Genomic DNA, 22,782 nt, shown 5'->3' with positions numbered 1-22,782 from the left:
GTCAGGCGGTCCGCTGGATGAAGACCATCCACATGGACCGCAGGGGCGGAGGGGTGATCGCCGCGACGGCGCGGAACGCCGACCAGGCCAGCACCGACCGGCCGACGTAGGCCGGTTCGCTGTCGTGGGTGTAGGAGCAGTGGCGGAAGGACGTCTCGGGGAACCAGCGGCGCAGGTCGGCCGCGGTGTTCATCCGGTACGCCGTCGGGAAGGTGTCGCGTTCCTGTTTGCCCGGCTGCACCCGGGCCAGGACCCTGCGGTGCAGCCGGTCGGGGACCAGCCGGGCCGGCAGGGCGATCGACCCCCAGCGGTTGGGGGTGCGGGCACAGATCCAGCCCCCGACCCGCAGCACCCGGGTGAGCTCGGCGGCGGTCCGGGCCGGGTACCGGACGTGCTCGAGGACGAAGTCGGCCACCACCGCGTCGACCGAGGCGTCCGGCAGCGGCAGGAACCCGTCGGGCCCGATCACGTGGGCGCGGTCCAGCGTCGGGTTGGTGGTGACGACCGGGTCGACGTCGGCGCCGACCAGCGCCCCGACCCTGCCGCGCAGTCGTCGCAGCTCCCGGCGGTGCTCGACGGGGTCCTCGACGAAGCAGCCACGGCCCGCACCGAGGTCCAGGACCACGTCGTCCGGCCCGACGAGGGCCCGGACCCGCTGGTAGAACTCCACCGCCCCGTCGAGCCGGGAGAACCCGCCGGCACCGAGCTCGGGCAGCGTGCGGTGTCGGTGGCGTTCCAGCCGTCCGGTCGCCTCCTGCGGGGCCCTCATCGGGACCTCCCGGGCAGGGCACGACGGGCGCGGTGCCGGTAGCGGCCGGTGTCCCCGGGACGGTCCGGGTCCGGCTCCAGCACGTCCGGGTCCCGTGTCGGGGCGGCGGTCGGTTCCGTGTCCCGGTCGGAGGCGTGCCCTCCGGTGTCGACCGACCCCATCGGCGTCACGTGCACGGCGCCCAGCTCGTCGACCGCCGCGGTCAGCTCGTCGGCGCCGGTGGAGTCGGTGCGGCACACCAGCAGGACACCGTCGGCGAGGCGGGCCAGCTCGACCGCCTCGGAGGACTCCCGGACCGCGGGGCCGTCGACGAGCACCACGTCGTAGCGCTCACGCAGCAGCGCCAGCACCCCGGCCATGGCCGGGCCCTGAAGATCGGCCCCGAGCCCGGCACCGGGGCCGCCGGCCACCAGTACGTCGACCCCGGCCGCGTCCCACCGCAGCATCGCGTCCCCGAGCGTCGCCCGGCCCGCGAGGACCTCGGCCAGACCCCGGTCGGGGGGGCAGACCGAGGAGCCCGGCGATCCCGGGGTTCCGCAGGTCCGCCTCGACCACGGCCACCCGCTCGGTGCCGGCGAACGCCGCGGCCAGGGCCAGCGCGGTGGTCGTGCGGCCCTCTCCGCGCACGGCGCTCGCCACGGCCAGCACCGCCCGGTTGCCGCCACGGGCGGTCACCGCGGTGCGCAGGCGGCGGGCACCGTCGGTGACCTCGGGGGAGCCGAGCCGGCTCCCGTCGCGTGCCCGCCGGGGGTGCACCGGCAGCCTGCCGAGCAACGGTGCCCCGCTGAGGGCGGGCAACCGGTGGCCGACCCTGCGGTCGGTCGTGTGCCGGACCAGGGCCACCCCCGCCGCGACGATCAGCCCCGCGACGGCGGCGACCGGCGCCGTCGTCGCGAGCCCCGGTGACGAGGGCCGGACGGCCGGGCGCGCCGGGTCGACGGTCTCCAGCTGCACGCCGGAGCGGGCGGACCGTTCCAGCTCCCCGACGACGGCGACCAACCGGCCGGCGACGGCGTTCGCCGTCTCCGCGTCCTGTACCGGATCCGGGCCGGACACGGTCAGTGACAGCACGGTCGACTCCGGCGCCGCGGTGACGGAGATCCGGCCCGCCAGGTCCTCGGCCGGTTCGGCCCGGCCCTGCTGCTCGACCACCGGCACGAGCACCCGGTGGGAGGTCGCGAGCGCGCGGTAGGAGGCGATGCGGTCCTGGGAGAGCAGCGTGCCCTGGTAGGCCGACGTCGAATCGTCGCCGGAGGCGCGGGCGGTGACGTAGATGCTGGTCGTCGCGTCGTAGGTGGGCGGGACGAACAGGGCCGCCAGCGCCGCCAGCAGGACGCCGAGGAGCGCTCCGGCGAGCAGCAGACGGCGGTGGGCGGACAGGACGTGCAGCAGGGTCGCGGAGGTCATACGAGGGCCTTCCCGGAGGGGACGGGCGTCGCGGAGGACGCGTGGAGCCCCGCCAGGCGGGCGGGGGCGGTGTAGAGGTAGAGGTCGGCGAGCTGGTTTTCGACCAGGCCTCCGACGAGCCAGGCCGCGACGCTCACCCCGAGGGCGAGGGACAGACCCTCGTACCGGCCGCGCAGGGCGTGGGCGTCGGCGAGCATCCCGGCGGCGGACAGGACGAAACCGACCAGCAGCAGCACCCCTCCGGCGGCGACGAGCTGCACCCAGATGGAGTGGCCCTGGGGCAGGACGGCCAGCCCGACCCCGGTGACCGGGCTGTGCCGGGCGTCGTCGACGGCCTGCTGCAGGATCGAGGCCCGGATCGTGTCGCTGGCCTGCGCCGAGGCCGAACCGGTGATGCGCAGCTGCGACGCCACCGTGGGCAGCCGGTCGCCCGCGACGAGCACGGTGACGAGTCCGGCCGCGACGACCAGGAGCCCCGGTCCGAGCAGACGCACGCGTGCCCACCGGTCGGTGACCAGGACCCCCAGCGCCCCCAGGACCGCCAGCACGGTCCCGCCGCGGGACTGCGCGACGACCAGACCGCCGACGAGGGCGGCGATGCACAGCAGCGCGGCGCCGCGGTGCCGACCGTGCAGTGTCCGGTGCACCGCCAGGGGCAGGGCGAGGGCCGAGGCGATGGCCAGGTGGTTGGGCTGGACCGAGAGCCCGGTCTGCCTGCCCCCGACGTCGACGGCGTCGATCAGGTTCGCCGAGATCGAGGTCAGCCCGGTGGCGTCGCCGACCGCGACCAGCGCGTTCACCGCGGCCCCGAGCAGCCAGGCCGCGCACAGGCGCCCGATCAGCTGCGGTCGCCCCGGTGCCGCCACGCAGACGGCCAGGGGCAGCGCGAACGCGGCGACCAGCCACTGCAGGCCCGCGACCAGGCCCAGCACCGGCGCAGCACCGATCTCGTCGGCGGAGGGCACGTGGTCGGGGAGATAGCGTCCGGCCAGGTAGGCCCCGGTGGGGTGGAACAGGACCGAGGTGACCGTCGCGAGCGCGATCGCGGCGCTCAACGGCCACACCCAGGCCGGTACCACCAGTGGCCGGCATCGCAGGCACGCGTCGACGGCCAGCGCCAGGCAGGCCGCGGCCAGCAGGAGCGGGGCCGGCTTGAACGGGCTCCAGCCCAGGGCGTTCCACGGTGCGCTGAGCACCGCGGCGGCCAGCAGCAGCTCTCCGATGCGTGCGGCGGCGGTACCCGCCCGCGGGTCCGGGCCGGTCATCGGAGGTCCCCCAGGTGTACCGGGACCGCACCGCGCTCGGCGGGGACGAGCAGCACGTCGTAGTGCTCGTCGACCGGCGGGCGCGGGCCGGCGGGCTGCAGCTGCGTCCCGAGCCGCAGCACGAGGTACCCGCCGCCCACGAGCTGTTCGAGCACCCGGTCCAGCCGCGGTGTGTCGGGCATCCGTTCCACCAGCAGGATCGGCCGGTCGCGCAGGATGATGTCCAGGGCCGACTCCAGGATCCCGGCCTCCGCCCCCTCCACGTCGAGCTTGACCAGGTCACGGCCGGTGATGAGATGCCGGGCGGACAGGGTCGGGACGGTGAGCGAGCGCCGTGCGGCGCGGTCGGCGGTCCCTTCGGTGTGCCCGCGCAGGTAGGACCCGGTCGGTGCCGCGGAGAACGACTCCTGGTCGGGCAGCGCCAGGTACAGCGACGAGGGAGCACCCTGTCCCACCGCGGCCGCGGTCAGCACCGCACCGTGGCCGAGCCCGTTGAGCTCGAGGTTGCGACGGGTGGCGCGGGCGGCCTCGGGGTTGGCCTCGACCGCGAGATAGCCCCCCACCGGGGCCGCCGCGGCGCCGACCGTGGTGTACCAGCCGATGTTGGAGCCGATCTCGAGGACCGCGGTCGCCCGGCTGCACAGCAGCCGCCACCAGGCGGCCTCCCCGGGCTCGTAGCCCTGCTCCCCGAACCAGTACAGCGTCCGTTCGAGCCGTGCCCCCACGACGTGCAGGCGGATGCCGCCGCTGCCGGGGACCGTGACGACGGTCTGGTGCAGCGGCCGGTGGAACAGCAGCCGCGTCACCGGCGCCCAACGGGGGTCGGTCCTGCCGTCGTCGGTGATCCAGTGTCGGTGCGCCCAGTCGACGGTGCGGCCGGGCACCGCACGGAGCAGCCGGGCGAGCAGCCGGCGGGCACGGACCCTGGACCGGCCGACGAAGGAGAGCCTCGGGCCGGTCATCGGGCACCGCCCGGTGTCCTGCGCAGCTCCCGGCGGACGACCGCGGCGGTCCCGAGCAGGACGACCGCGGCGACGACGGCCAGCGCCCACGCGGCCCCCGCGGCGCCGCCGAGCACACCGCCGAGCGCGGTCCCGGCCACCACGACGGTGCTGCGGCACAGGTGCAGCGCGAGCGAGACCCGACCGCGCCGCGTGCCGTTCAGCAGGGCCATCGCGGGCATGCACCACGCGAGCAGTCCGGTCTGCAGAGCCACCGGCAGCGCGAGCGGCGCGTAGCCGGACCACCGCGGGAACAGCAGCTGCATCAACGGGCCGGCCAGCGCCGCGACCACGGCGACGCCGACGACGACCGGGGCCACCTGGCGGACCACCTGTCGGTGGACCGTGCGCAGGGACGTACCGCCGGGGCCCTGTGCGGCCGTGGCCACCGTCGGGGTCGCCAGGACCAGCATGGCCCCGAGCACGACGGTGGCGGGCTGGGAGACGAGCAGCTGCACGGCACGCAGCCCGCCCGCGTCGGCGGGACCGAGGACCAGCCCCACCGTCGCGAGCACCAGGAACAGCTCGACCTGGGCGACGACCGCCACGGCGGTGAACCAGCCGGCGATGTCCCCACTGGCCCGCATCCAGGGGCCCGGGGGCGACGGCAGGCCGTCGACCCCGGCCAGGCAGAGCAGCGCCAGCACCCCGGCCAGCGCGCCCGCACCCCAGGAGAGCGCCAGCAGCGGGAGGCCGACCGGGCCGGCCGAGACCTGTCCGAGCGCCCAGTGCCCCAGCACCAGGGTGGCACCCTGGACCACGGCCCACACCGAGTCGAGTGTCAGCGCGGCGCCGGGTCGTCCCCCGGCCAGGAAGGTGGAGCGGCCGACGTCCTGGACGAGGCTGAACACCACACCGGGCAGCAGCCACACCAGCGTGCCGTCGATCACCGCGGCCAGCACGAGCAGGGCCGCCACCGCGGGAAGGGTGCCCCACCACGCCAGCCCCAGGGCGGAGCGGGCCAGTGGCGCCCTGCGGTGCGGTTCGACGGCGGGCAGGTGGACGAGCAGGGAGGAGCCGATGAGCCCGCGGGCACAGGCGAGCACGACGGTCACCCCGGCGAACCCGACGGCGAAGGTGCCGAAGGCGTCGGGGGCGAGGAACAGCGATGCCAGGTAGACGGTGGCGACGTTGGTCCCGGCGTTGACGAGCTGGGAGCTGATGCCCAGGACGGTGGGGAGATGGTGCCCGAGTCCGACGGGCCGGGCCGTGCGCAGGGTCTCGGGCATCATGCGACCCCGCTCCGGCACAGGCGGTCGAGCCAGCCGAGGTATCCCGCGTGGGCCTGCGCGGCCGAGCAGCGTTCGCGGGCGTGGTCCCGGCCGCGGTGGCCCAGCTCGGTGGTGTCCTGGCCGATCAGCCGTTCGATCGCGCTGAGCAGCGCGCCGGGGTCACCCGGCCCGACGACGACGCCGGCCTCCGCGGTACGCAGATCGGCCGCGGCGGGGCTGCGCGCGTCGGTGGCGGCCACGATCGGCCGGCCGGCGGCGAAGTAGGAGGTCAGCTTGCTGGGTGCGCAGGTCTCGCGCAGACCGGGGCGCTCGTGGAGCAGCAGCACGTCGGCGGCGGCGAGCACGTCGGGGAAGTCGTCCTCGGGGACCGGCGGCAGCAGCCGGATCCGTGAGCATCCCTCGGCGGCCCGGGCGATGCGGGCCCGCTGGTTGCCGTCGCCGACCAGGACGAACTCGACCGGCACGTCCCAGCCCTCGGCGAGCCGGGCCGCCTCGACGACCCCGTCGAGCCCTTGCTTGGCCCCCATGTTCCCGGCGTGCATCACGACGTGCCGGTCGGGCCGCAGCCCCAGCCGGGAGCGGACGGTGTCGCGGTCGCGGACCGGGCCCGCGACGTGGGTCCAGTTGTGCACCACGTCGACGTCCGCACCGGGGATCCCCTGGGCGACGAGCCGGTCGCGCAGCACCTCGTGCACCGTGAGGATCCCGTCGGCGCGACGCAGCAGCGCGGTCTCGGTGCGGGTGACCAGGTCGGCCAGCACGTGTCGGGCCCGCGGGCCGACGCTGCTCAGGGGGCCGCGCGCCCCGCCGAGCTCGTGGGCACCCGCGCCGTAGAGGTCCTGGACGACGACCCCGAGCGCCGTCGTCCGTCCGGCCCGGCGGCCGCGGCGGCGCTGCACCTGCGCGGCGGCCACGCCGAGCAGGGCGGGGCTCACCGCGACCACGACGTCGGGCGGATCGGGAACGACCCTCGCCGCGGCCGTGGCGAACACGGCTTCCATCGCGATGCGGCCCATCGGGCCGCCGTCGCGGGGGACGGGGTGGGGCACCCGGGTGATCCGCACCGGCCCGTCCCACTCCTGACGGCGGACCCGGCAGCCGTCCTCGCTTCGCCACCGGGGGTAGTGTGGAAACCCAGTAACGACAGTTATCTGGTGTCCGGCTTCTGCGAAGGCGTGCGCCATACCTGTCGTGTACGGAGCGATTCCGGTCGGCTCCGGAGAGTAGTTGAGGCCCACTATCAGGATGTCAAGGCGCTTCATATGGGCCTCCTGCTTACGGGTCGTTCGGGTGGGGTGGGGGCGTTTGCCCTGCGAGGAGGACTGATCCCTTGATGTCCTTGTCGACGGTAACTGTCGCTACGTTAACAGTGAAGTGGCGGTCGACACAGTTGCTCCGCGATGTTTACGTTTCCTTTCCGGGTGTCTCCGGAAGGGTCCGGGTTGTCGCTCATGCTTGCTGATGTGGTCGAGAACGGGCATTATCTTTATAAGCAGTAACGACTGTTACTGATAGTCTCGTTGCTCGAACAGGGAGTCACGATGCCGTTCGGAGTCCGGTCCCGGCGCCTGCGTACCGCGTGCGCGCTGCTCGCGGCCGCCCTGCCGTGGGCGGTGCGTCGTCCGATCCTGGTGCACGTACTGGGCCACAGCATCCATCCCACGGCCAGGGTCGGCTTCTCCCTGGTGGACGTCGGTCACCTGGAACTCGGGCCCGGGGCCGAGATCGGTCATCTGAACGTCGTCCGGGGGCTGGACCGGGTCACCCTCGGAAGGTCGGCGGTCCTGGCCCACCTGAACTGGGTCAACGCCGTCCGGCGGGACCGCGGTTTCCTCCAGGGGGTCGACCGGTCACCGGAGCTGGTCCTCGGCCCGTGCGCCCGCATCATGGTGCTGCACCTGCTGGACTGCACGGCCCGGATCGAGCTCCGGGAGCGGGCGACGGTCGCCGGCTACCAGTCGCTGCTGATGACCCACTCGTTCGACCCGGCGACCCACAGCCAGACCGCGCAGCCGATCGTGGTGGGGGAGCGCACCGTCCTCGCGGCACGGGTCACGGTGTTGCCGGGGGCGGAGGTCGCGGGGCACAGTCTCGTCGCGGCCGGTGCGGTCGTGGTCCGCCCGCTGCACGGGAGCCACCACCTCTACGGCGGTGTCCCCGCGAGGGCGCTGGGCACCCTCGCCCCGGACACGGGGTTCCTCGTGGCCGACGAGGAGATCGCCCGATGAGCGGGGTGTCCGAGTCGGAGCTCTCCGAGATCTACGGTCGGCTGCAGGAGCACGTGGCGTCCGGGGGGTCGCCACTGGGGCATCTGCTGCACAACCCCGGGGACGTCCTGCGGGCCGTGCGCGCGATCGCGGCGTTGCCCGTGCTGGAAGCCCGCTTCTCCGCGGGCCCGGACGGCCGGGCACTGCGTGCGGTCTTCCGCGAGGGACGTGTCCGGTTCGGGCGTTGGGAGCATCGTTCGGTCGTCGTCCTGCCCGACCGGGTCGAGGACGTCGGGTCCGGACGGCCCAACCGCACCCTGCGCCGCCAGGTACGCCACGCGACCGCCGCCGGACTGCGGTGCGAGACCGTCGACGATCCCGACGAGCGACGCCGGCTGGTGGCCCTGGCCGACGAGTGGGAGCGCTCCCAGCCCGGGGCCTACCGCAATCCCGACGCGGACAACGGGGACCTCGTGCGCTTCGACCTGTGGCTGGCGGTCTACTCCGCGGAGGGCCTGCCGTTGCTGCTGTCCGTCGCTCCGGTGGACGGTGGGTGGGGGTGCGTGCGCTACTTCCGCACCCTGGCCCCGGGCCCGGACCGGTCGGGTGCCCGCTACCTCGCCGTCCACCGTCTGCAGTGCGAGCTGGTGGCACGTGGTGTCCGCTACCTGGTCGACAACCGGTCGCCGGTCGGGCTCCCGAACGGGCTGCGTCACTTCCAGCGGATGGTGGGGTTCCGCCTCCACCGGGTCCGGGTGCGTCCCGAGCCGGCAGTCGGGTCCGCAGGGACCACTCCGGGGCCGAGGGGGCCGTTGCGGGTGCTGCACGTGCTGGGTCGCATCGGCGCCGAGCAGGGCGGGTCGGCGGCCGCGGCGGTGGCGGTGGCCCGCACCACCCGGGCCGTCGGCGACCGGGCGACCCTGCTGACCACGGTCGGCTCGCCCGACGAGCTGCCCGGCGCCGAGGAGCTGGGCGACGTGGACCTGGTGGCGTGCCGGCGATCGTGGCCCGGCTGCTGGGCGCTGTCCTGGTCGTTGGTGGGGTGGCTGCGCCGGCACGCGCACCGTTACGACCTGCTCGAGGTGCACGAGGTGTTCTCGATCCCCGCGCTCGCCTGCTGGTGGGCCGCTCGCCGGTCCGGTGTGCCCCTGGTGATCCGGCCGCACGGCTCGTTGGAGCCCTACGACATGGCCCACAACCACCCGTGGCTCAAGCGGATGCTGCGTCCCGCGCTGCGCCGGCTGCTGGAGGACTGCGCGGCGGTCTGGCTGACCGCGCAGCGCGAGTCGGCCAATCTGGCGGGCCTGGGCGCCGCGCCCTGCACCGTGGTGACCGCACTGCCGGTGGACGCCCCGTCGAGCCCCGGAGACGGAGCCGGGTTCCGGGCCTCGCTAGGGCTGACCGCACAGGCACGGATCGTGCTCTTCCTCGGCCGGCTCGACCGCAAGAAGGGACTGATCCGGCTGGTCGAGGCCGTGGACAGGGTCCGGGCCGAGGACCCGCACGCGGTGCTGGTCGTGGCCGGATCCGGGGACCCGGCGTTCGCCACGGAGCTGCGGTCGCGGGTCGCCGGCCTGGACCACCCGTCGGCGGTGCACCTGGTCGGGTACCTCGGGGGGCAGCGCAAACGTGACGCCCTGGCCGCGGCGGACCTGTTCGTCCTGCACTCCGACAACGAGAACTTCGGCATCGCCCCGGTGGAGGCGGTGCAGGCCGGGATGCCCGTGCTCGTCTCCGACGAGGTCTACGTCGGCGACGACCTCGCCGCCGCCGGGGTCGCCGTGGTGGTGCCGGCCGGTGACAGCGCGGCGCTGTCCTGCGAGATCGCCGCGTTGCTGGCCGATCCCGCCCGGCGGGCCGCGCTGGCCGCGGCCGCCGGCCCCGCCGCTGCCCGCTACCTGCCCGACCGTGTCGCCCGGCGCGACGCCCGGGTCCGCCGTGCCGTCCTCGCCGGAACCGTCGACGCCCTCGGGGAGCACCCGGAATGACCCTGCACGTGACCACACCCCCGCGCACGCCGGGAACCCGACGCACCCGCCTCCACACGACGCTGGACAGGACCCGCCTGCGGGTGCGCAAGCTCGTCCGGGTGGCCCGGCGTCCCCGGCTGCGCGCCGCGTTGCGCCAGGGTGTGCTGGCCGCCACCGACCACCAGGACTCCGGTCTCGGCGGCCCGTTCGCGACCGTCGTCGACGTCGGGGCCTCGCGGGGACAGTTCGCCTCCTGGATCCGCGACCGCCACCCCGACGCCCGGATCGTGTGCTTCGAGCCCCTCGCCGAGGCGGCGGGGCGGATCCGCGCAGTGGTGGACGGCCCCGTGGAGGTGCACGTCGCCGCCGTGGGAGCCCGGCCCGGCCGGTGCACGCTGCACGTCTCGGCCGCCGACGACTCCTCCTCGTTGCTGCCGATCGGCCGGCAGGCCCACGAGTTCCACGGCACCGCGGAGGCCGGGGTGCGCGAGGTACCGGTCACCACCCTCGACGAGCACCTCGACGCCGACATCGCGCAGCCCGCCCTGCTGAAGATCGACGTGCAGGGCTACGAGCTGGAGGTGCTGCGCGGCGCCACCCGGGTGCTCGACTCGGTGCAGGAGATCCTCTGCGAGTGCTCGTTCGTCGAGCTCTACGTGGGTCAGCCGCTCGCGGGCGACGTCGTCGCCCATCTGGCGGGCCGGGGGTTCCGGCTGGTCCATGTCGCGGGCATCAGCACCGGGGTGGACGGCGAGCAGCTCCAGGCCGACCTGACCTTCCGCCGGGTAGCGGGGTGACCACGCGTCTGCGGCCGTGCACCGATCCCGCCCGGTGGGATGCCGCACGGGCCGCCTCGGGGCGCGCCCCGATCCCCTTCCACGACCTGACCTGGCTCCGGTCGGCCGCGGCGATGACGGCGACCATGCTGCACCCGATGGTCGTCGAGCGGTCCGGCGAGCCCATCGGCATCCTGCCCCTGCTGTGCCGGCGGATCGGCCCGCTGGGCCTGGTCAGCTGGTCCCCGACGCCCTACGTCGGACCGGTGCTCGCGGCCGCGGACCTCGCGGAGGGTCTGGAGCTCGCCACCCGCTGGTCGTTCCGGCACGGGGTCGGGGTGCAGCGCTACGGGTTCTCCCCGGTGGAGAGCCCGTCTGAGGAGGTGCTCCGTGCGTGCGGGTACACCGTGTCCCACGAGCGCACCTACCTGCTGGACCTCGGTGTCGGGGTCGACGCGCTCTGGGCGGGGACGAGTACGCAGTGCCGCAAGAAGGTCCGCAGGGCGCGGGCACGGGGCATCGAGGTACACCCGGTCCGCGACACCGGCTCGCTGGGACGTGCCGTGCGGGCGGCGTTCGCCTCCCGCGGTCGTCGCGACGGGCTGCGTGGCGTCTTCCCACCCCGCTACGACGACCTGACGGCGGGTCCGGCGGCGGTGCACCTGGCCGAGGCCCGCGACGTCGACGGCCGGGTGCACGCCGTGCTGGCCACCGTCTGCCTCGACGGGTACGCGGTGACCTGGGCGGGCGGGGTCCTGCCCGAGCACCGCGACTCACCGGCCGGGGTGCTCCTGTACTGGGACGCGATCGCCTGGGCGTGCGGGCGGGGCGCGCACACGCTGGACCTGCTGGGCGTGCCGGACGAGGGCATCGACCGCTTCAAACGGCAGTTCGGCGGCACGTCGCACCCGGTCACCGTGGCGGAGCGGGCCCTGCCCGGGCTGCGGATGCTGCGTTCGGGATGACCCCGGATCTCAGGAAGTACCCCGGAGCTCAGGACGACCCGGTGTCGTCCGGGTGGGGCCCGGGCGGTCGGCGCAGCCGGTGCACCGACCACCAGCGCGCGGTGGCCGTGCGCTCCCAGCGCGGGTCGTCGTCGAGCACGGCGCGGTGCACCGGGTTGACGTAGCCGACGGTCACCGGGCCGCTCGCCTGCTCGGCCACACGGTCCAGCACGCGTCGCAGCACGGCGGGGCCGAAGGGGTTGAACAGGAACACCAGCAGCGGTCCCGCCGGGACCGTCGTCGTCGCGGCGTCGCCGGTGTGGACCACCACCGCGGTGGATCCGCCCGCGGCCAGGTTGGCACGCGCGGTGCGGGCCAGCTCCGCATCGAGCTCCACCCCGACGACCCGGGCGAAGCCGTGCGCTCGGGCGAGCGCCAGGGCCCGCCCCCGTCCGCATCCCAGGTCCAGGAAGGTGGTGACCGACGGTGTCGTCGCACAGGCCGCCACCACGGCGCGGAAGCGCCGCAGCCCCACCGGCTGGTAGGCGTAGGCGGCGTGCGGGTCGGGGGTGTCGCCCGGGGAGTCCGGCCGGAGCATTCCGGCGGTCCGGATGCCGTAGCGACGGTCGACCGCGGTCTCCGCGGCGCGGCGCAGGCACCGGTGTCCGAGTGCCACGGTCTTGGCCACGACGAACCCGGCGACCGCACGCGGTGCGCCGCTCTCCCCGAGCCCGCTCCGCGACCGGTGCAGGTCGTCCGCCAGCCGTCGTCGCTCGGCGCGCAGCACGTCCGCGAGCCGGTGGGTGCGGCTCACCACGCCCCGTCCCCTCGCAGCACCGCGCGCACGGTGCGCACCAGGATGATCAGGTCCAGCCACAGCGACCAGGTCTCCACGTAGCGCAGATCGAGTGTCAGCGACTCCTCCCAGCTCAGGGTGCTGCGGCCGCTGACCTGCCAGAGCCCGGTCATCCCTGGCCGCACGAGCAGCCGGCGTCGGGCACGGTCGCAGTAGGTCGCCACCTCGCCCGGCAGCGGCGGACGCGGGCCGACCAGGCTCATCGATCCGCCGACGACGTTGAACAGCTGCGGCAGCTCGTCGAGCGAGTACCGACGCAGGACCGCCCCGACCCGGGTCACCCGTGGGTCGCGCCGCATCTTGAACAGCGGGCCCGCCCCCTCGTCCACCGCGTGCAGCCCGGCGCGCAGCTGCGGGGCGTCGGGCACCATCGTCCGGAACTTCAGCATCTCGAAGGGCCTGCCCCGAACGCCGATCCGCTCCTGGCGGAAGAAGACCGGGCCGCCGTCGCCGCAGCGCACGGCCAGCGCGACGACCAGCAGCAACGGGGCGGTGAGGAGCAGGATCGCCAGCGCGGCCGCCCGGTCGAACGTGTGCTTGAGCGTCCGCGCGGCCCCGTCGAGTCGCAGCCGGGGCAGGCGCAGCAGCGGGAGGCCGTCGAGGTCGGTCAGGGACGCCCGCCGGGCGGTCACGTCGACGAGCCCGGCATCGACGACCAGCTCGACGGGGGTGTCCTCCAGCGACCAGGCCAGGCGGCGGAGCTCGGCGGGGCCGGCACCGGCCGAACGGCACACGACGACGACGTGGTGTCCGTGGCGCAGGGCGACACTCGCCGCGTCGTCCTGGTCGCCGAGTACGGGGACGTCCTCGACCGCGGCAGGTCCCGTACGGGTGGCGGCGGGCGTACAGACCCCGGTCACCTCCCATCCGGAACCGCGGTCGGTGCGGGCCCGTCGGACGAGGTCGGCGACGGCATCGGCCGGGCCGACCGCGAGAACCGGGGTGAGGCCGACTCCCCGGCGTCGGCGCCGTCGGAGGAACCGGTCGCGCACCAGCCGGACGGCCCCCAGCAGGACCCCCGTCACCGGGACGACGACCAGGGCCCAGGTGCGCGCGGGGTCCGCGGTCGGTGCGATCCCGCTCGCGGCGAGTCCGCCGGCCGCCAGCACGCCGCCGGCGACCAGCACCGCCTGCCCGAGCCGCCGGAACTCCTCGGCCCTCCTGCCGACGACCTCCGGCGACCAGGAGCGGACCAGCGCCAGCGCGCCGACGAGCGCCACCGCGGTGGTGACGGCGCCGGCGAGCCGGTCGGCCGGCTGGGCCCCGCCGATCCCCGACGCCACCGCCCCGGTCACCGTCAGCAGGATCGTCGCCAGGTCCGCGGCCGCGGTGCGCGACGCCCTGGAGGCCCGCCGGATCGGGCGGTGCGGACGGGAGACGGGCGTGACCGGGGGCGTGGGACCGGGGGGCCGACGGAGAAGGGTCTCTCGGGGCCGGGGGACCGGTGGAGCGGTCTGGTCGGGCGCCGCGGCCACGACGAGCGGGTGCTGGGAACTCACGTGGGCTCCTCGGATCGGGCGGGGGCGCGTGTCAGCGGAACGCCCACAGTAACAAGCGCTATTGATATACGAAACCGGAGATGCGGCGAGGTGGGAATCACCTGTCGAATGGTGACCGGCTGCCTACTGAGCGTCGCCGAGCTCGACCGTCGTACTAAAAGGCCTGGATGCGGGGGGTTCGAGGTCGCCGGAGCATGTGAGGTCCGTGACAGTAGGAGATATCGGTAGCGTCGGTTACTGTGAAGTCTCCACGGAAGTCCACGAGAGGAAAAGCCATGAATGCGAACTGGTTCAAGAGGACTGCGGCACTGATGGGCGGCGTGGTGGTCGCCGGTCTGCTGTTCACCGGCACGGCGATGGCGGACGAGCCGGTGGGCGACGGCGTGTGGAGCCCCTCGCACGACGCCTCGCTGCAGCGTGCGCCCCTGTGCCAGGGGCCGTTCGCGACACTGGACTGGCTGGACAAGAACTTCGCCGCCCACGGTCGCGACGGCCAGGCCCAGCTCGCGGCGAACCTCGCCGCCCTGCAGAGCGGCGACCCCGGGAAGATCCTCGGCCAGGCGGAGACCTCGCTGCTCCAGTACCCGATCTACGCCGTCAACGACACGTTGTTCCACGTCCCGGCGACGGTGGGCGACGTGGCCGCGCTGTGCGCGTCGCCCCGCCAGTGAGCTGACCCGATCGATCGTCATTCGGCCCCGTCCGCCTCGGGCGGGGCCGGGTGGTCGGCCGGCCGCGACATCGAGGAGAGCGAACATGCGAGAACTGACACGCCGGGCGGTCCTGCGTGGTGCGGCACTGGCCGGAACGGCGGTCCTCGTCGGTGTCCGGACGCCCGCCCAGATGGGTACGTCCCTGCCCGACTTCCCCGCCGGCGTCCCGGTGCACCGGGAGGTCTTCGAGAACTGGGACGGGGTGATCACGACCGATCCGTTGTGGACCTGCGTTCCGCGTACGCCGGCCGACGTGGTCGCGGTGCTCGACTGGGCGCACCGATCCGGGTACCGGGTGCGGCCGCGCGGCTACCGCCACAACTGGTCCCCGCTGGCCGTCTCACGGGGGCAGAACGAGGGGGCGAAGATCCTCGTCGCCGACCTCACCCAGGGGCTGACCGGTATGACGATGACCGCCCCGGGCGAGGTGCGGGTCCAGGCCGGTGCCCGGATGGACCGGTTGCTCTCGTTCCTGCACCGCAACGGTGCGTCGATCACGAACGCCCCCGCTCCGGGCGACGTGACGGTCGCCGGCGTGCTGGCCGTCGGGGGACACGGGTCCTCGGTGCCCGCGGCCGGTGAGCGACGGGTGCGCGGGCAGAGCTTCGGTTCCGTGTCCAACCTCGTGACCGCGGTGACCGCCGTGGTCTGGGACGCGGCGCGGGGCGGCTTCGCCGAGCGGACCTTCGACCGGTCGGACCCCGGGTGTGCCGCGTTGCTCACCGGGCTGGGGCGCATCGTGCTCACCGAGGTCCGGCTGCGGGTACAGCCCGCCTACGACCTGCGCTGCCGGAACCACACCGACATCCCGGCCACCGAGTTCTTCGCGGCCCCGGGGCGCACCACCGCCCGGTCGATGTCGTCGATGCTCGACCGGTCCGGGCGGGTCGGCGCCATCTGGTACACCTTCTCCGACCACCCGTGGATCCAGGAGTGGACGGTCACCCCGCGGCGGCCGCTGCTGTCGCGGCCCACGCTCGGGCCGTACAACTACCCCTTCGCCGACAACGTCCCCGCAGTCGTCGAGCAGCCGCTGTCGGCGATCGTGTCCGGTCACCCGGAGGTGGCGCCGCTGTTCGGCAAGACCGTGTACGGCGCCACCGTCGCCGGACTGACCGCCGTCGGCGCCCGCGACATGTGGGGGCCGGCGAAGGACTCCATCCACTTCGTGAAGCCGACGACGCTGCGGGTCAGCGCCGGCAGCCACGCCGTCGTCGTCGCGCGGGCCGACGCACAGCGGGTCGTGCACGAGTTCAGCTCGTTCATCACCGGGGCCCTGGCCCGGTACGCCGCGCAGGGGCGCTATCCGCTCAACTCCTGCGTGGAGATCCGGGTGACCGGTGTCGACGACCCGGCCGACTGCGAGGTCCCGGGGGCGGTGGTCCCGGCGTTGTCGGCATCGCAGCCGGTGCCCGGCCACCCCGACCGCGACACCGTCGTCTGGCTCGACGCCCTCGGCCTGCCCGGTACTCCGCACGAGTACGAGTTCTTCGCCGAGATGGAGGCGTTCGTGCGGTCGGCGTTCCGCGGGTACGCCACCGTGCGGCCGGAGTGGGCCAAGCGGTGGGCGACGACCGCGAGCGGCCCGTGGACCGACTCCCAGGTGATCGGTTCGATGCCGCAGGTCTTCCCGGGGTGGGCCGCCGCGCGCGACGCCTTCGCGGCGTTCGACCCGCACCGGGTCGTCACCGCGGACCTGCACGACACGCTCGGAATCTGAGCGGGACCGTTCCACCACCCGGCGGCGGGACGCCGTGCACGTCCGCGTCCCGCGGGTCACACGGTGTCGGTGCGGCCGGAAGGGGGCCGGTGCGTCACATCCCGAGCAGTGCGGCGGTGGCGTAGCGCTGGTAGGCGTCGATGACCTCGTCGCGAGATGCCTCGTCACGGTGTCGGAGCCACCAACGGCCCAGCTGCTCGCCGCCGCCGGAGATCATCTGGGCGGCCACCATGGCGTCGGTCGTGCTGAACTCCGGGAGGCGTGTCCGGATGAGCACCACCAGGGTCTGCACGGTCTCCTCGCGCAGGGACTCCAGCTGGTCGGCCGACTCACGGGACAGACCCATGGCCGGGTAGAGCATCGCCCAGCGATGCGGGGCCTGCTCGATGAGGGTGAAGAACGCCTCGCCCGCGACCCGGAACACGGTCGCCAGGTCGGCCGGCTCCGCCGCGCGCATGAGTCCGAGCAGTCCCTCCTGGAACTCCTGCCGGATGCGGCGTACGCAGGCGATGTAGGCGCCGGTCCGCGAGCCGAAGTGGTCGTAGAAGACCGGTCGGCTCACCTCGGCCGCCCGGCAGATGTCCTCGACCGACACACCGTCCAGTCCGTGCTCGACGAACAACGCCTCCGCGCAGTCCAGGAGCTGTTGCGCGCGTACCGCCCGAGGGACCCGGCCGTGACGGAAGCCCTGGACGTCCTGGGGATGAGCCTCGCCCGGCCGATCGTCTCCAGCTGCCATTCGTCAAGGTTACATCGTGTAGGTCAAGCGTCTGTCGTGCGCAGGTGATCCGGCCCGGCGCGCCGGCTGGCCGGTGACGCCGACCGCTCCGTCCGCTACGAGGTGAGCGCGGGGTCCAGTGCGGCGGAGAGCTCCGCGACGCCGACCTGGCCGCGGTAGCGCTCCCCGTTCACGAACAGTGTCGGCGTGCCGCGGACCCCGGAACGCACGGCCGCGTTGAACCCGGCCTCCACCCGGTCCTCCGCCAGCTGCGTCGCCGGCCAGACGACCCGGTCCGGACGCACCCCCGCGGCGACGGCGTGTTCCCGCAGGTCGTCCTGGCGCAGCCTGGGCGGGCCGGGGGCGAACAGCGTGTCGTGCATCTCCCAGAACCGGCCCTCGAAGCCGGCCATCTCCGCGGCGAGCGCCGCCGCGATGGCGTGCGGATGCACCTCGTGCAGCGGGAAGTGCCGGAACACGAACCGCAGCCGGTCCCCGAAGCGGGCGCGGACCTGCTCCAGGACCGGCGCCGCATCCCGGCAGTACGGGCACTCGAAGTCGCCGTACTCCACCAGCGTCAGCTCGGCCTCGGGTGGGCCCAGGACGTGGTCGTACGGTCCGACGGGTGGGTCCAGACTGATGGCGGCCTCCTCGTCGTGACCCGCGCAGGGCAGGATCAGCACATGGCGGTGGTGACCCTAGCCGAGCGCGGCGACCTCTCCGATGCCGCGAGGCGCTTCCTCGGGACCGAGTCCGGATCGGCGGTCCTGCTGGTCGGGGCGGCCGTCGTGGCCCTGGTGTGGGCCAACCTGGGGGCCGGGTACGAGTCGTTCTGGCACACCGGCCTGGCCGTCTCCTTCGGCGACGCCGCACTCGACCTCGACCTGAGGCACTGGGTCAACGACGGCCTGATGGTCCTGTTCTTCCTCTCGGTCGGGCTGGAGATCGCCCGCGAGACGACGCTGGGGGAGCTGCGCGGGTTCCGCGCCCTGGCCGCACCGGCCGCGGCCGCGCTGGGTGGCCTCGTCGTCCCCGCGTTGTTCTTCCTCGCGCTCAACGCCGGTGGTGAGGCAGCGGGCGCCTGGGGCATCGCGATCTCCACCGACACCGCGGTGATGCTCGGGGTATTGGCGCTGCTCGGGCCGCGCTGCCCGGACCAGCTGCGGGTGTTCCTGCTGGCGCTGGCCATCGTCGACGACATCGGCGCGGTGCTGGCGATCGCGCTGTTCTACACCGACGAGATCGACCTGCTCGCGCTGTTCGTCGCCGTCGTGCTGCTCGCCGGGCTGCTCGCGCTGCGCTGGGTGCGGTTCTGGCGGACGCCGTTCTACGCCGTCGTCGGGATCCTGTGCTGGGTCGCGGTGCTGCGCTCGGGGGTGCACCCGAGCGTCGTCGGCGTCGCGCTCGGGCTGCTGGTCAACGCCTACGCACCCCGCCGCACGGAGATGGTCGAGGCGGTGCGGATCGGCAAGAACTTCCTGCTCGACCCGACCCCGGAGCGGGCTCGCACCGCCCGTGCGGTCGCGGTCGCCGCCGTCTCGCCGAACGAGCGGCTGCAGCAGGCGATCCAGCCGTGGAGCAGCTACGTCATCGTGCCGCTGTTCGTGCTCGCCAACGCCGGCGTGGTGCTCTCGTCGGAGACCCTGTCCGCCGCGGCGACCTCGCTGCTGACCTGGGGCATCGTGCTCGGGCTGGTGATGGGCAAGCCGATCGGTGTCGCCGTCGGGACGTGGGTCGCGCTGCGCACCGGGCTGGGACGGGTGCCGGACACGCTGCGCTGGGGGCAGCTGCTCGGCGGCTCGGCGCTGTCGGGCATCGGGTTCACCGTGGCGCTGTTCGTCACCGAGCTCGCGCTCACCGACGAGCTGCTCATCGCCGAGGCGAAGATCGGGATCCTCACCGGGTCGGTGCTGGCGGCGCTGTCGGGCTGGCTGGTGTTCCGGCTGGCCGGCGAGCGCGGTGGGCAGTGCGCGCCGAGCGGGCTGCCGATGCTGCCGCCGCGTCCGTGGCGGCCGGTGGACTGACCGGCCGCCACGGCCCGCGTGCGACGACGGGGTCAGCCGGTGACGTCGCGCCCGATCAGCTGCCGGGCCACGATCCACTGCTGGAGCTCGTTGGCGCCCTCGAAGATCTCCAGAATCTTCGCGTCCCGGTACATCTCCTCCAGGCGGACCGACTCGCCGGACTCCGACACCTGGCGGGCGAAGCCGAGTGCGCCGTGGATCTGGATCGCCTCGCGGACGAGGTCGTTGGCCAGCCGGGTGCCGTAGGCCTTGGCCATGGCGGCCTCGGGCTCGGCCGACCGGTCGCCGCGGTCGAGCAGGGTCGCGGCCTTCTGGTAGAGCGTGCGGGCGCACTCGATCTCGGTCGCGCGCTGGGCCATCGTGAACTGCCAGTGCTGCATCGCGCCGAGCGGTCCGCCGAAGACCTGCCGCGTGCGCAGCCGCTGCACGGCCAGGTCCAGTGCGGCCTGGGCGACGCCGACGCCCGCCGCGCCGATCCCGATCCGGCCCCGGACGAGCGCGGACAGGGCGACACCCAGCCCCGCACCCCACTGACCGAGCAGGTTCCCGGCGGGGACCCGGACGTCGTCGAACACGATGTCGGCGGTGATCTGGCCCCGGTGGCCCATCTTCAGGTCGGGGGCACCGATCCGGACCCCGGGGGTGGACAGGTCGACGAGGAACATGGCGGCCCGGTCGCTGCCCGCCCCGGCGCGCACGAGCACCGACACCCAGCCGGCGACGACGCTGTTGGTGATCCAGCGCTTGCGCCCGTTGAGCAGGTAGTCGCCGTCGGCGGTCGGCTCGGCGACGGTCTGCATCCGCTCCGCGGTGAGGTCCGAGCTGGTCTCCGGCTCGGTCGTGGCGAAGGAGAACGCGGCGCGGCCGCTGGTCAGCTCGGGGATCAGCCGGGCGCGCAGCTCGTCGGAGGCGTAGGTGAGCGTCTGCGGGACGAGGATGCACTGGCCGTCGTAGACGCCCGCCATCGAGCTCGAGTGGTAGGCGATCTCCTCGGTGACCGTGCAGGTGGCGAGCATCGGGTGCGCCAGCCCCGCGCCGAAGTCGGCGCCGAACGGCACCTCGAACAGGCCCTCCTCGGCGAGGCCGCGGAACGCCTCCCACGGGAAGCTGTCGGCGGACTCCTCACGGGTGCCGATGTCGCGGGCGTGCGGGGCGAGCCGCTTCTCGACGGCGGCGCGGGCCGTCGCGCGGACCGCGACGATCTCGTCGGGCAGCCAGACGTCGTGGGCCATGCGGTCCTGCGTGCGCGGCACCTGGGTCTCGGTGCCCCGTCCCTGCTCGGCGATCGTCACGGAACGTCCCTCCTCGGTCGACAGGCGCACACTAACAGTCATTGCTGACTGTTAGTGGTGTGTGTCTCGACGCGCCCCGGTCCGCGCCGCCCGCGCGGCGGGCTCGTGATCGGGGTCCCGAGCACCCGTCCGGGTGGTCGGGCACCGGTGTGTCGCCCGGTTCCGGCCGGCCGGCTCCAGGACTGGCAGGGTGGTCGGCCCACCGGTACCGAGCCGGCCGGACCCGAAAGGACCTCGATGTCGCAGCCGTACCCCGCCGAATCCAGCCGGATCGCCGCGATCCTCGCCCACCTCTCGGCGCCGATCGCCGCGATCCTGAGCGCCGGGCTGCTGAGCCTGGTCGGCCCGCTGCTGGTGTGGCTGGTCAAGAAGGACGACCCGTTCGCGCGGCGGGCCGCAGCCGGGGCGTTCAACTTCAACCTGTCGTTCTGGGTGCTGTTCATCGTCAGCTGGATCCTGATCTTCACCGTGGTGGGGATCCTCGTGGCGATCCCCCTCATGATCGCGCTGTTCGTCGTCTCCGCGTGGTGCCACATCAAGGGCGCGGTGCGGGCGTCGAACAACCGGGCCTACGACTACCCGTTCCAGCTGCGCGTGCTGTCCTGAGTCCGGGTTGCGCGGGTCAGCGGCGTCGGGCGCTGTGACGCCGCGGCACCCCGAGAAAGAGGTCGATCCACCCGTCGGAACGATCACACGTCCCGATGTCGACCTCCGGAATACTCTTCTGTGACGTCCACCGTCGACCTCGCCCCGGGCGGCACACATGAAGGCACGGAACCCCCTCGACGCCGTACGCGACCGGCTGCGGCTCCCTCCGTCGCGGCCCGGCACCGCGGAGGCCCGGCTGGTTCCGTACGCCGACGCCGTGCGCGCTCTCGGTCGCGACGGCGACATGATGGAGTATCCCGACGACGTCCGCGTCGAACGGATCGTCGGCACCGTCGGGCGGGCCGACGACTTCGACGCCGAGTTCCAGCTCCGCAACCCGCAGTTGCGTGCGCGATGGGATGCGGTCGCCGAGCTGATGGCCCGGCCCGGCCAGATGGTCCCGCGGGTCGAGCTGATGCGGCTGGGGGAGATGTACTTCGTCGTCGACGGGCACCACCGTGTCTCGGTCGCCCGTGCGCGCGGTGTCGTCGCCCTCCCGGCCCGGGTGCGGTGGGTCTGCACCGTGGCCTATGCGATGGCCTGCCTGCGCGCGATGCACCTGCCCAGCAAGGCCGCCGAGCGTGAGTTCCTCACCCGCATCCCGCTGCCCGACCCGATCCGGACCGAGCTCTGGCTCGACCGCACCGCCGACTGGATGCGGTTGGCCGACGCGGCAGAGGCATGGGCCTTCCGCGAGACCCTGCGCGGGGCGCCCCTGCCGGACCGCCGGGCACTCGCCGAGCGCTGGTGGGCGGACGAGGTGACACCTCTGGTGCACCACCTCCGCCGGGCCGGCGTCGGCGTCGGCCTGCGTGACATTCAGCTCTACGCCGCCGCGACCGCCGCCCGGGACCGCCGGGGCGGGAGCGACTGGCCGCCCGCGGTCACCTGACGGCCGGATCAGCTGGTCGCCCTCATGGGGCAGACCGAGCACCACCGAGCTGGCTACACACCTGCGACGGCGTCGACAACGCCGCTGGAAGTACAGCGAGCAGGGCTTGTCGCCCGGCGTTTATCTCACGACCACCACGTTAAAAAGGGATCCCTATCCAGCAAATTTCGGAGCGCACTATGCGTGCGACTGCAGTCCGTGGAACCTCTTGACGCATCTGCTCGGTATCGTAGGATGTCTTCATGCGGTGCGGAACCACATAATCCCGCGCGATACTCGTTTATAACACAGAAGGCATGGTGTATCACGCCACAGTCATGGGCCCGGACCGTTCGGGCGTCTATGTGATCGTTCTGCAGGCGCGGCCGCTCCGGCTGCGCTTCGCGCGCCCATGCGGGCAGAATTGCAACCCCTGACAATTCTTCATTCTGGATCGGCACATCTATGCCTGAGGCACGACGCACGGAACATGATTGTGAGCTCTTCTGGCTCCATGGGCAGGGTGAATTCTGCCCGCATTGCGATGTACTGAGGTGTTCTCAGTAGCGGGTTGATCATGTCGTGCGGTCGTACTCGGTGTGGAGTAGTACGAGCGCAGCTGCGGTGATCGCGCCGGTGCGCCAGGGACATAGCGTGACTCGCCGCAACGCGGCGAAGGTGGTCTTGAGCAGGGCGTTTCCGCGTTCGGCCAGAGCACGAAGGGCTGAGTGCAGGGTGTTGACGGTGCGCTGGTTGACCGTCTGCCCGCGGCCGGGGGCGAGTTTGATGGGCACGGTGAGCCGGTCGGCTTCGCCTTCGTAGCCGAGGTCGCCCAGCGCGGCGTGGGTGTCGTCGGTGAACGCGGCCAGG

Annotated in this window: 22 protein-coding genes; 9 read left to right on the top strand and 13 right to left on the bottom strand. The window is 73.6% G+C overall.

Annotated elements, in window-relative coordinates; translation table 11 throughout:
* Nucleotide 1: 1 nt before the first annotated feature.
* From Ae505Ps2_RS00170 to Ae505Ps2_RS00140, 7 genes are read right to left on the bottom strand one after another with little or no spacing between them, the layout of a single operon-like run.
* On the bottom strand, nucleotides 2-769 hold the full coding sequence (locus Ae505Ps2_RS00170; RefSeq protein ID WP_020627165.1) for a methyltransferase domain-containing protein: 768 nt from the start codon (nucleotides 767-769) through the stop codon (nucleotides 2-4).
* Nucleotides 766-1,128, bottom strand: a complete 363-nt coding sequence (locus Ae505Ps2_RS00165; protein WP_075553306.1) for a hypothetical protein — start codon at nucleotides 1,126-1,128, stop codon at nucleotides 766-768. The genes Ae505Ps2_RS00170 and Ae505Ps2_RS00165 overlap by 4 nt, the downstream gene beginning before the upstream one ends.
* Complete coding sequence (locus tag Ae505Ps2_RS00160) at nucleotides 1,100-2,176, bottom strand: Wzz/FepE/Etk N-terminal domain-containing protein (protein ID WP_075553305.1); 1,077 nt, start codon at nucleotides 2,174-2,176, stop codon at nucleotides 1,100-1,102. The genes Ae505Ps2_RS00165 and Ae505Ps2_RS00160 overlap by 29 nt, the downstream gene beginning before the upstream one ends.
* Complete coding sequence (locus tag Ae505Ps2_RS00155; RefSeq protein WP_075553304.1) at nucleotides 2,173-3,441, bottom strand: O-antigen ligase family protein; 1,269 nt, start codon at nucleotides 3,439-3,441, stop codon at nucleotides 2,173-2,175. The genes Ae505Ps2_RS00160 and Ae505Ps2_RS00155 overlap by 4 nt, the downstream gene beginning before the upstream one ends.
* Nucleotides 3,438-4,403: an FkbM family methyltransferase gene (locus Ae505Ps2_RS00150; protein WP_075553303.1), complete on the bottom strand. Its 966-nt coding sequence runs from the start codon at nucleotides 4,401-4,403 to the stop codon at nucleotides 3,438-3,440. The genes Ae505Ps2_RS00155 and Ae505Ps2_RS00150 overlap by 4 nt, the downstream gene beginning before the upstream one ends.
* Complete coding sequence (locus Ae505Ps2_RS00145) at nucleotides 4,400-5,674, bottom strand: hypothetical protein (protein WP_139318955.1); 1,275 nt, start codon at nucleotides 5,672-5,674, stop codon at nucleotides 4,400-4,402. The genes Ae505Ps2_RS00150 and Ae505Ps2_RS00145 overlap by 4 nt, the downstream gene beginning before the upstream one ends.
* Nucleotides 5,671-6,936, bottom strand: coding sequence for a glycosyltransferase family 4 protein (locus Ae505Ps2_RS00140; protein ID WP_043281494.1), 1,266 nt, complete (start codon nucleotides 6,934-6,936; stop codon nucleotides 5,671-5,673). Before Ae505Ps2_RS00140 ends, Ae505Ps2_RS00145 begins: the two co-directional genes overlap by 4 nt.
* A 279-nt stretch (nucleotides 6,937-7,215) precedes the next feature.
* Between Ae505Ps2_RS00140 and Ae505Ps2_RS30770 the strand changes: the two genes are divergently transcribed.
* The 4 genes from Ae505Ps2_RS30770 to Ae505Ps2_RS00120 are packed head-to-tail and all read left to right on the top strand — an operon-like array spanning nucleotide 7,216 to nucleotide 11,592.
* Entirely contained in the window at nucleotides 7,216-7,902 is a 687-nt protein-coding gene (locus tag Ae505Ps2_RS30770; RefSeq protein WP_075310802.1) for a hypothetical protein, read from the top strand.
* On the top strand, nucleotides 7,899-9,869 hold the full coding sequence (locus Ae505Ps2_RS00130; RefSeq protein WP_075553302.1) for a glycosyltransferase: 1,971 nt from the start codon (nucleotides 7,899-7,901) through the stop codon (nucleotides 9,867-9,869). The genes Ae505Ps2_RS30770 and Ae505Ps2_RS00130 overlap by 4 nt, the downstream gene beginning before the upstream one ends.
* Entirely contained in the window at nucleotides 9,866-10,648 is a 783-nt protein-coding gene (locus tag Ae505Ps2_RS00125; protein WP_020627172.1) for an FkbM family methyltransferase, read from the top strand. Before Ae505Ps2_RS00130 ends, Ae505Ps2_RS00125 begins: the two co-directional genes overlap by 4 nt.
* Nucleotides 10,645-11,592 (top strand): GNAT family N-acetyltransferase, encoded by a 948-nt coding sequence (locus Ae505Ps2_RS00120; protein ID WP_075333765.1) that lies wholly within the window; start codon nucleotides 10,645-10,647, stop codon nucleotides 11,590-11,592. Before Ae505Ps2_RS00125 ends, Ae505Ps2_RS00120 begins: the two co-directional genes overlap by 4 nt.
* Nucleotides 11,593-11,620: 28 nt before the next feature.
* On the opposite strand, the gene Ae505Ps2_RS00115 is transcribed toward Ae505Ps2_RS00120, so the two are convergent.
* Nucleotides 11,621-12,385 carry a class I SAM-dependent methyltransferase gene (locus Ae505Ps2_RS00115; protein WP_139318956.1) on the bottom strand — a complete coding sequence of 255 codons (765 nt, stop codon included), beginning with the start codon at nucleotides 12,383-12,385 and terminating at the stop codon, nucleotides 11,621-11,623.
* Complete coding sequence (locus Ae505Ps2_RS00110) at nucleotides 12,382-13,926, bottom strand: sugar transferase (protein ID WP_075310810.1); 1,545 nt, start codon at nucleotides 13,924-13,926, stop codon at nucleotides 12,382-12,384. Before Ae505Ps2_RS00110 ends, Ae505Ps2_RS00115 begins: the two co-directional genes overlap by 4 nt.
* Nucleotides 13,927-14,201: 275 nt before the next feature.
* Between Ae505Ps2_RS00110 and Ae505Ps2_RS30075 the strand changes: the two genes are divergently transcribed.
* Together Ae505Ps2_RS30075 and Ae505Ps2_RS00105 are read left to right on the top strand one after the other, a co-directional pair.
* A complete protein-coding gene (locus Ae505Ps2_RS30075) occupies nucleotides 14,202-14,597 on the top strand; it encodes a hypothetical protein (RefSeq protein ID WP_139320102.1) in 396 nt (131 codons plus the stop codon).
* An 85-nt stretch (nucleotides 14,598-14,682) separates the two neighbouring features.
* Entirely contained in the window at nucleotides 14,683-16,359 is a 1,677-nt protein-coding gene (locus Ae505Ps2_RS00105) for a cholesterol oxidase substrate-binding domain-containing protein (protein ID WP_083695181.1), read from the top strand.
* Between the two features lie 94 nt (nucleotides 16,360-16,453).
* Here the strand turns inward: Ae505Ps2_RS00105 and Ae505Ps2_RS00100 are convergent, their stop codons facing one another.
* Both Ae505Ps2_RS00100 and Ae505Ps2_RS00095 read right to left on the bottom strand, forming a co-directional pair.
* The gene (locus Ae505Ps2_RS00100) at nucleotides 16,454-17,098 is read right to left on the bottom strand and encodes a TetR/AcrR family transcriptional regulator (protein ID WP_075553301.1); all 645 of its coding nucleotides are present in this window, start codon (nucleotides 17,096-17,098) and stop codon (nucleotides 16,454-16,456) included.
* Nucleotides 17,099-17,193: 95 nt separating this feature from the next.
* Nucleotides 17,194-17,760 (bottom strand): DsbA family protein, encoded by a 567-nt coding sequence (locus Ae505Ps2_RS00095; protein ID WP_020627179.1) that lies wholly within the window; start codon nucleotides 17,758-17,760, stop codon nucleotides 17,194-17,196.
* On the opposite strand from Ae505Ps2_RS00095, the gene nhaA reads away from it, so the two are divergent.
* Nucleotides 17,761-19,101, top strand: coding sequence for a Na+/H+ antiporter NhaA (gene nhaA, locus Ae505Ps2_RS00090; RefSeq protein ID WP_075553300.1), 1,341 nt, complete (start codon nucleotides 17,761-17,763; stop codon nucleotides 19,099-19,101).
* 32 nt (nucleotides 19,102-19,133) lie between these two features.
* On the opposite strand, the gene Ae505Ps2_RS00085 is transcribed toward nhaA, so the two are convergent.
* Nucleotides 19,134-20,393: an acyl-CoA dehydrogenase family protein gene (locus Ae505Ps2_RS00085; protein WP_212567596.1), complete on the bottom strand. Its 1,260-nt coding sequence runs from the start codon at nucleotides 20,391-20,393 to the stop codon at nucleotides 19,134-19,136.
* Between the two features lie 237 nt (nucleotides 20,394-20,630).
* On the opposite strand from Ae505Ps2_RS00085, the gene Ae505Ps2_RS00080 reads away from it, so the two are divergent.
* Both Ae505Ps2_RS00080 and Ae505Ps2_RS00075 read left to right on the top strand, forming a co-directional pair.
* Entirely contained in the window at nucleotides 20,631-20,999 is a 369-nt protein-coding gene (locus Ae505Ps2_RS00080; RefSeq protein WP_020627182.1) for a DUF4870 domain-containing protein, read from the top strand.
* Nucleotides 21,000-21,156: 157 nt separating this feature from the next.
* Entirely contained in the window at nucleotides 21,157-21,933 is a 777-nt protein-coding gene (locus Ae505Ps2_RS00075) for a hypothetical protein (protein ID WP_075310816.1), read from the top strand.
* 554 nt (nucleotides 21,934-22,487) lie between these two features.
* Here Ae505Ps2_RS00075 and Ae505Ps2_RS32975 read toward each other — a convergent pair.
* On the bottom strand, nucleotides 22,488-22,782 hold a 295-nt coding region (locus Ae505Ps2_RS32975; RefSeq protein WP_283160286.1), incomplete at its 5' end, for a transposase family protein.

This window comes from Pseudonocardia sp. Ae505_Ps2, from assembly GCF_001932425.1.
GTDB lineage: Bacteria > Actinomycetota > Actinomycetes > Mycobacteriales > Pseudonocardiaceae > Pseudonocardia.
This window is presented reverse-complemented; position numbering and strand designations above follow the sequence as displayed.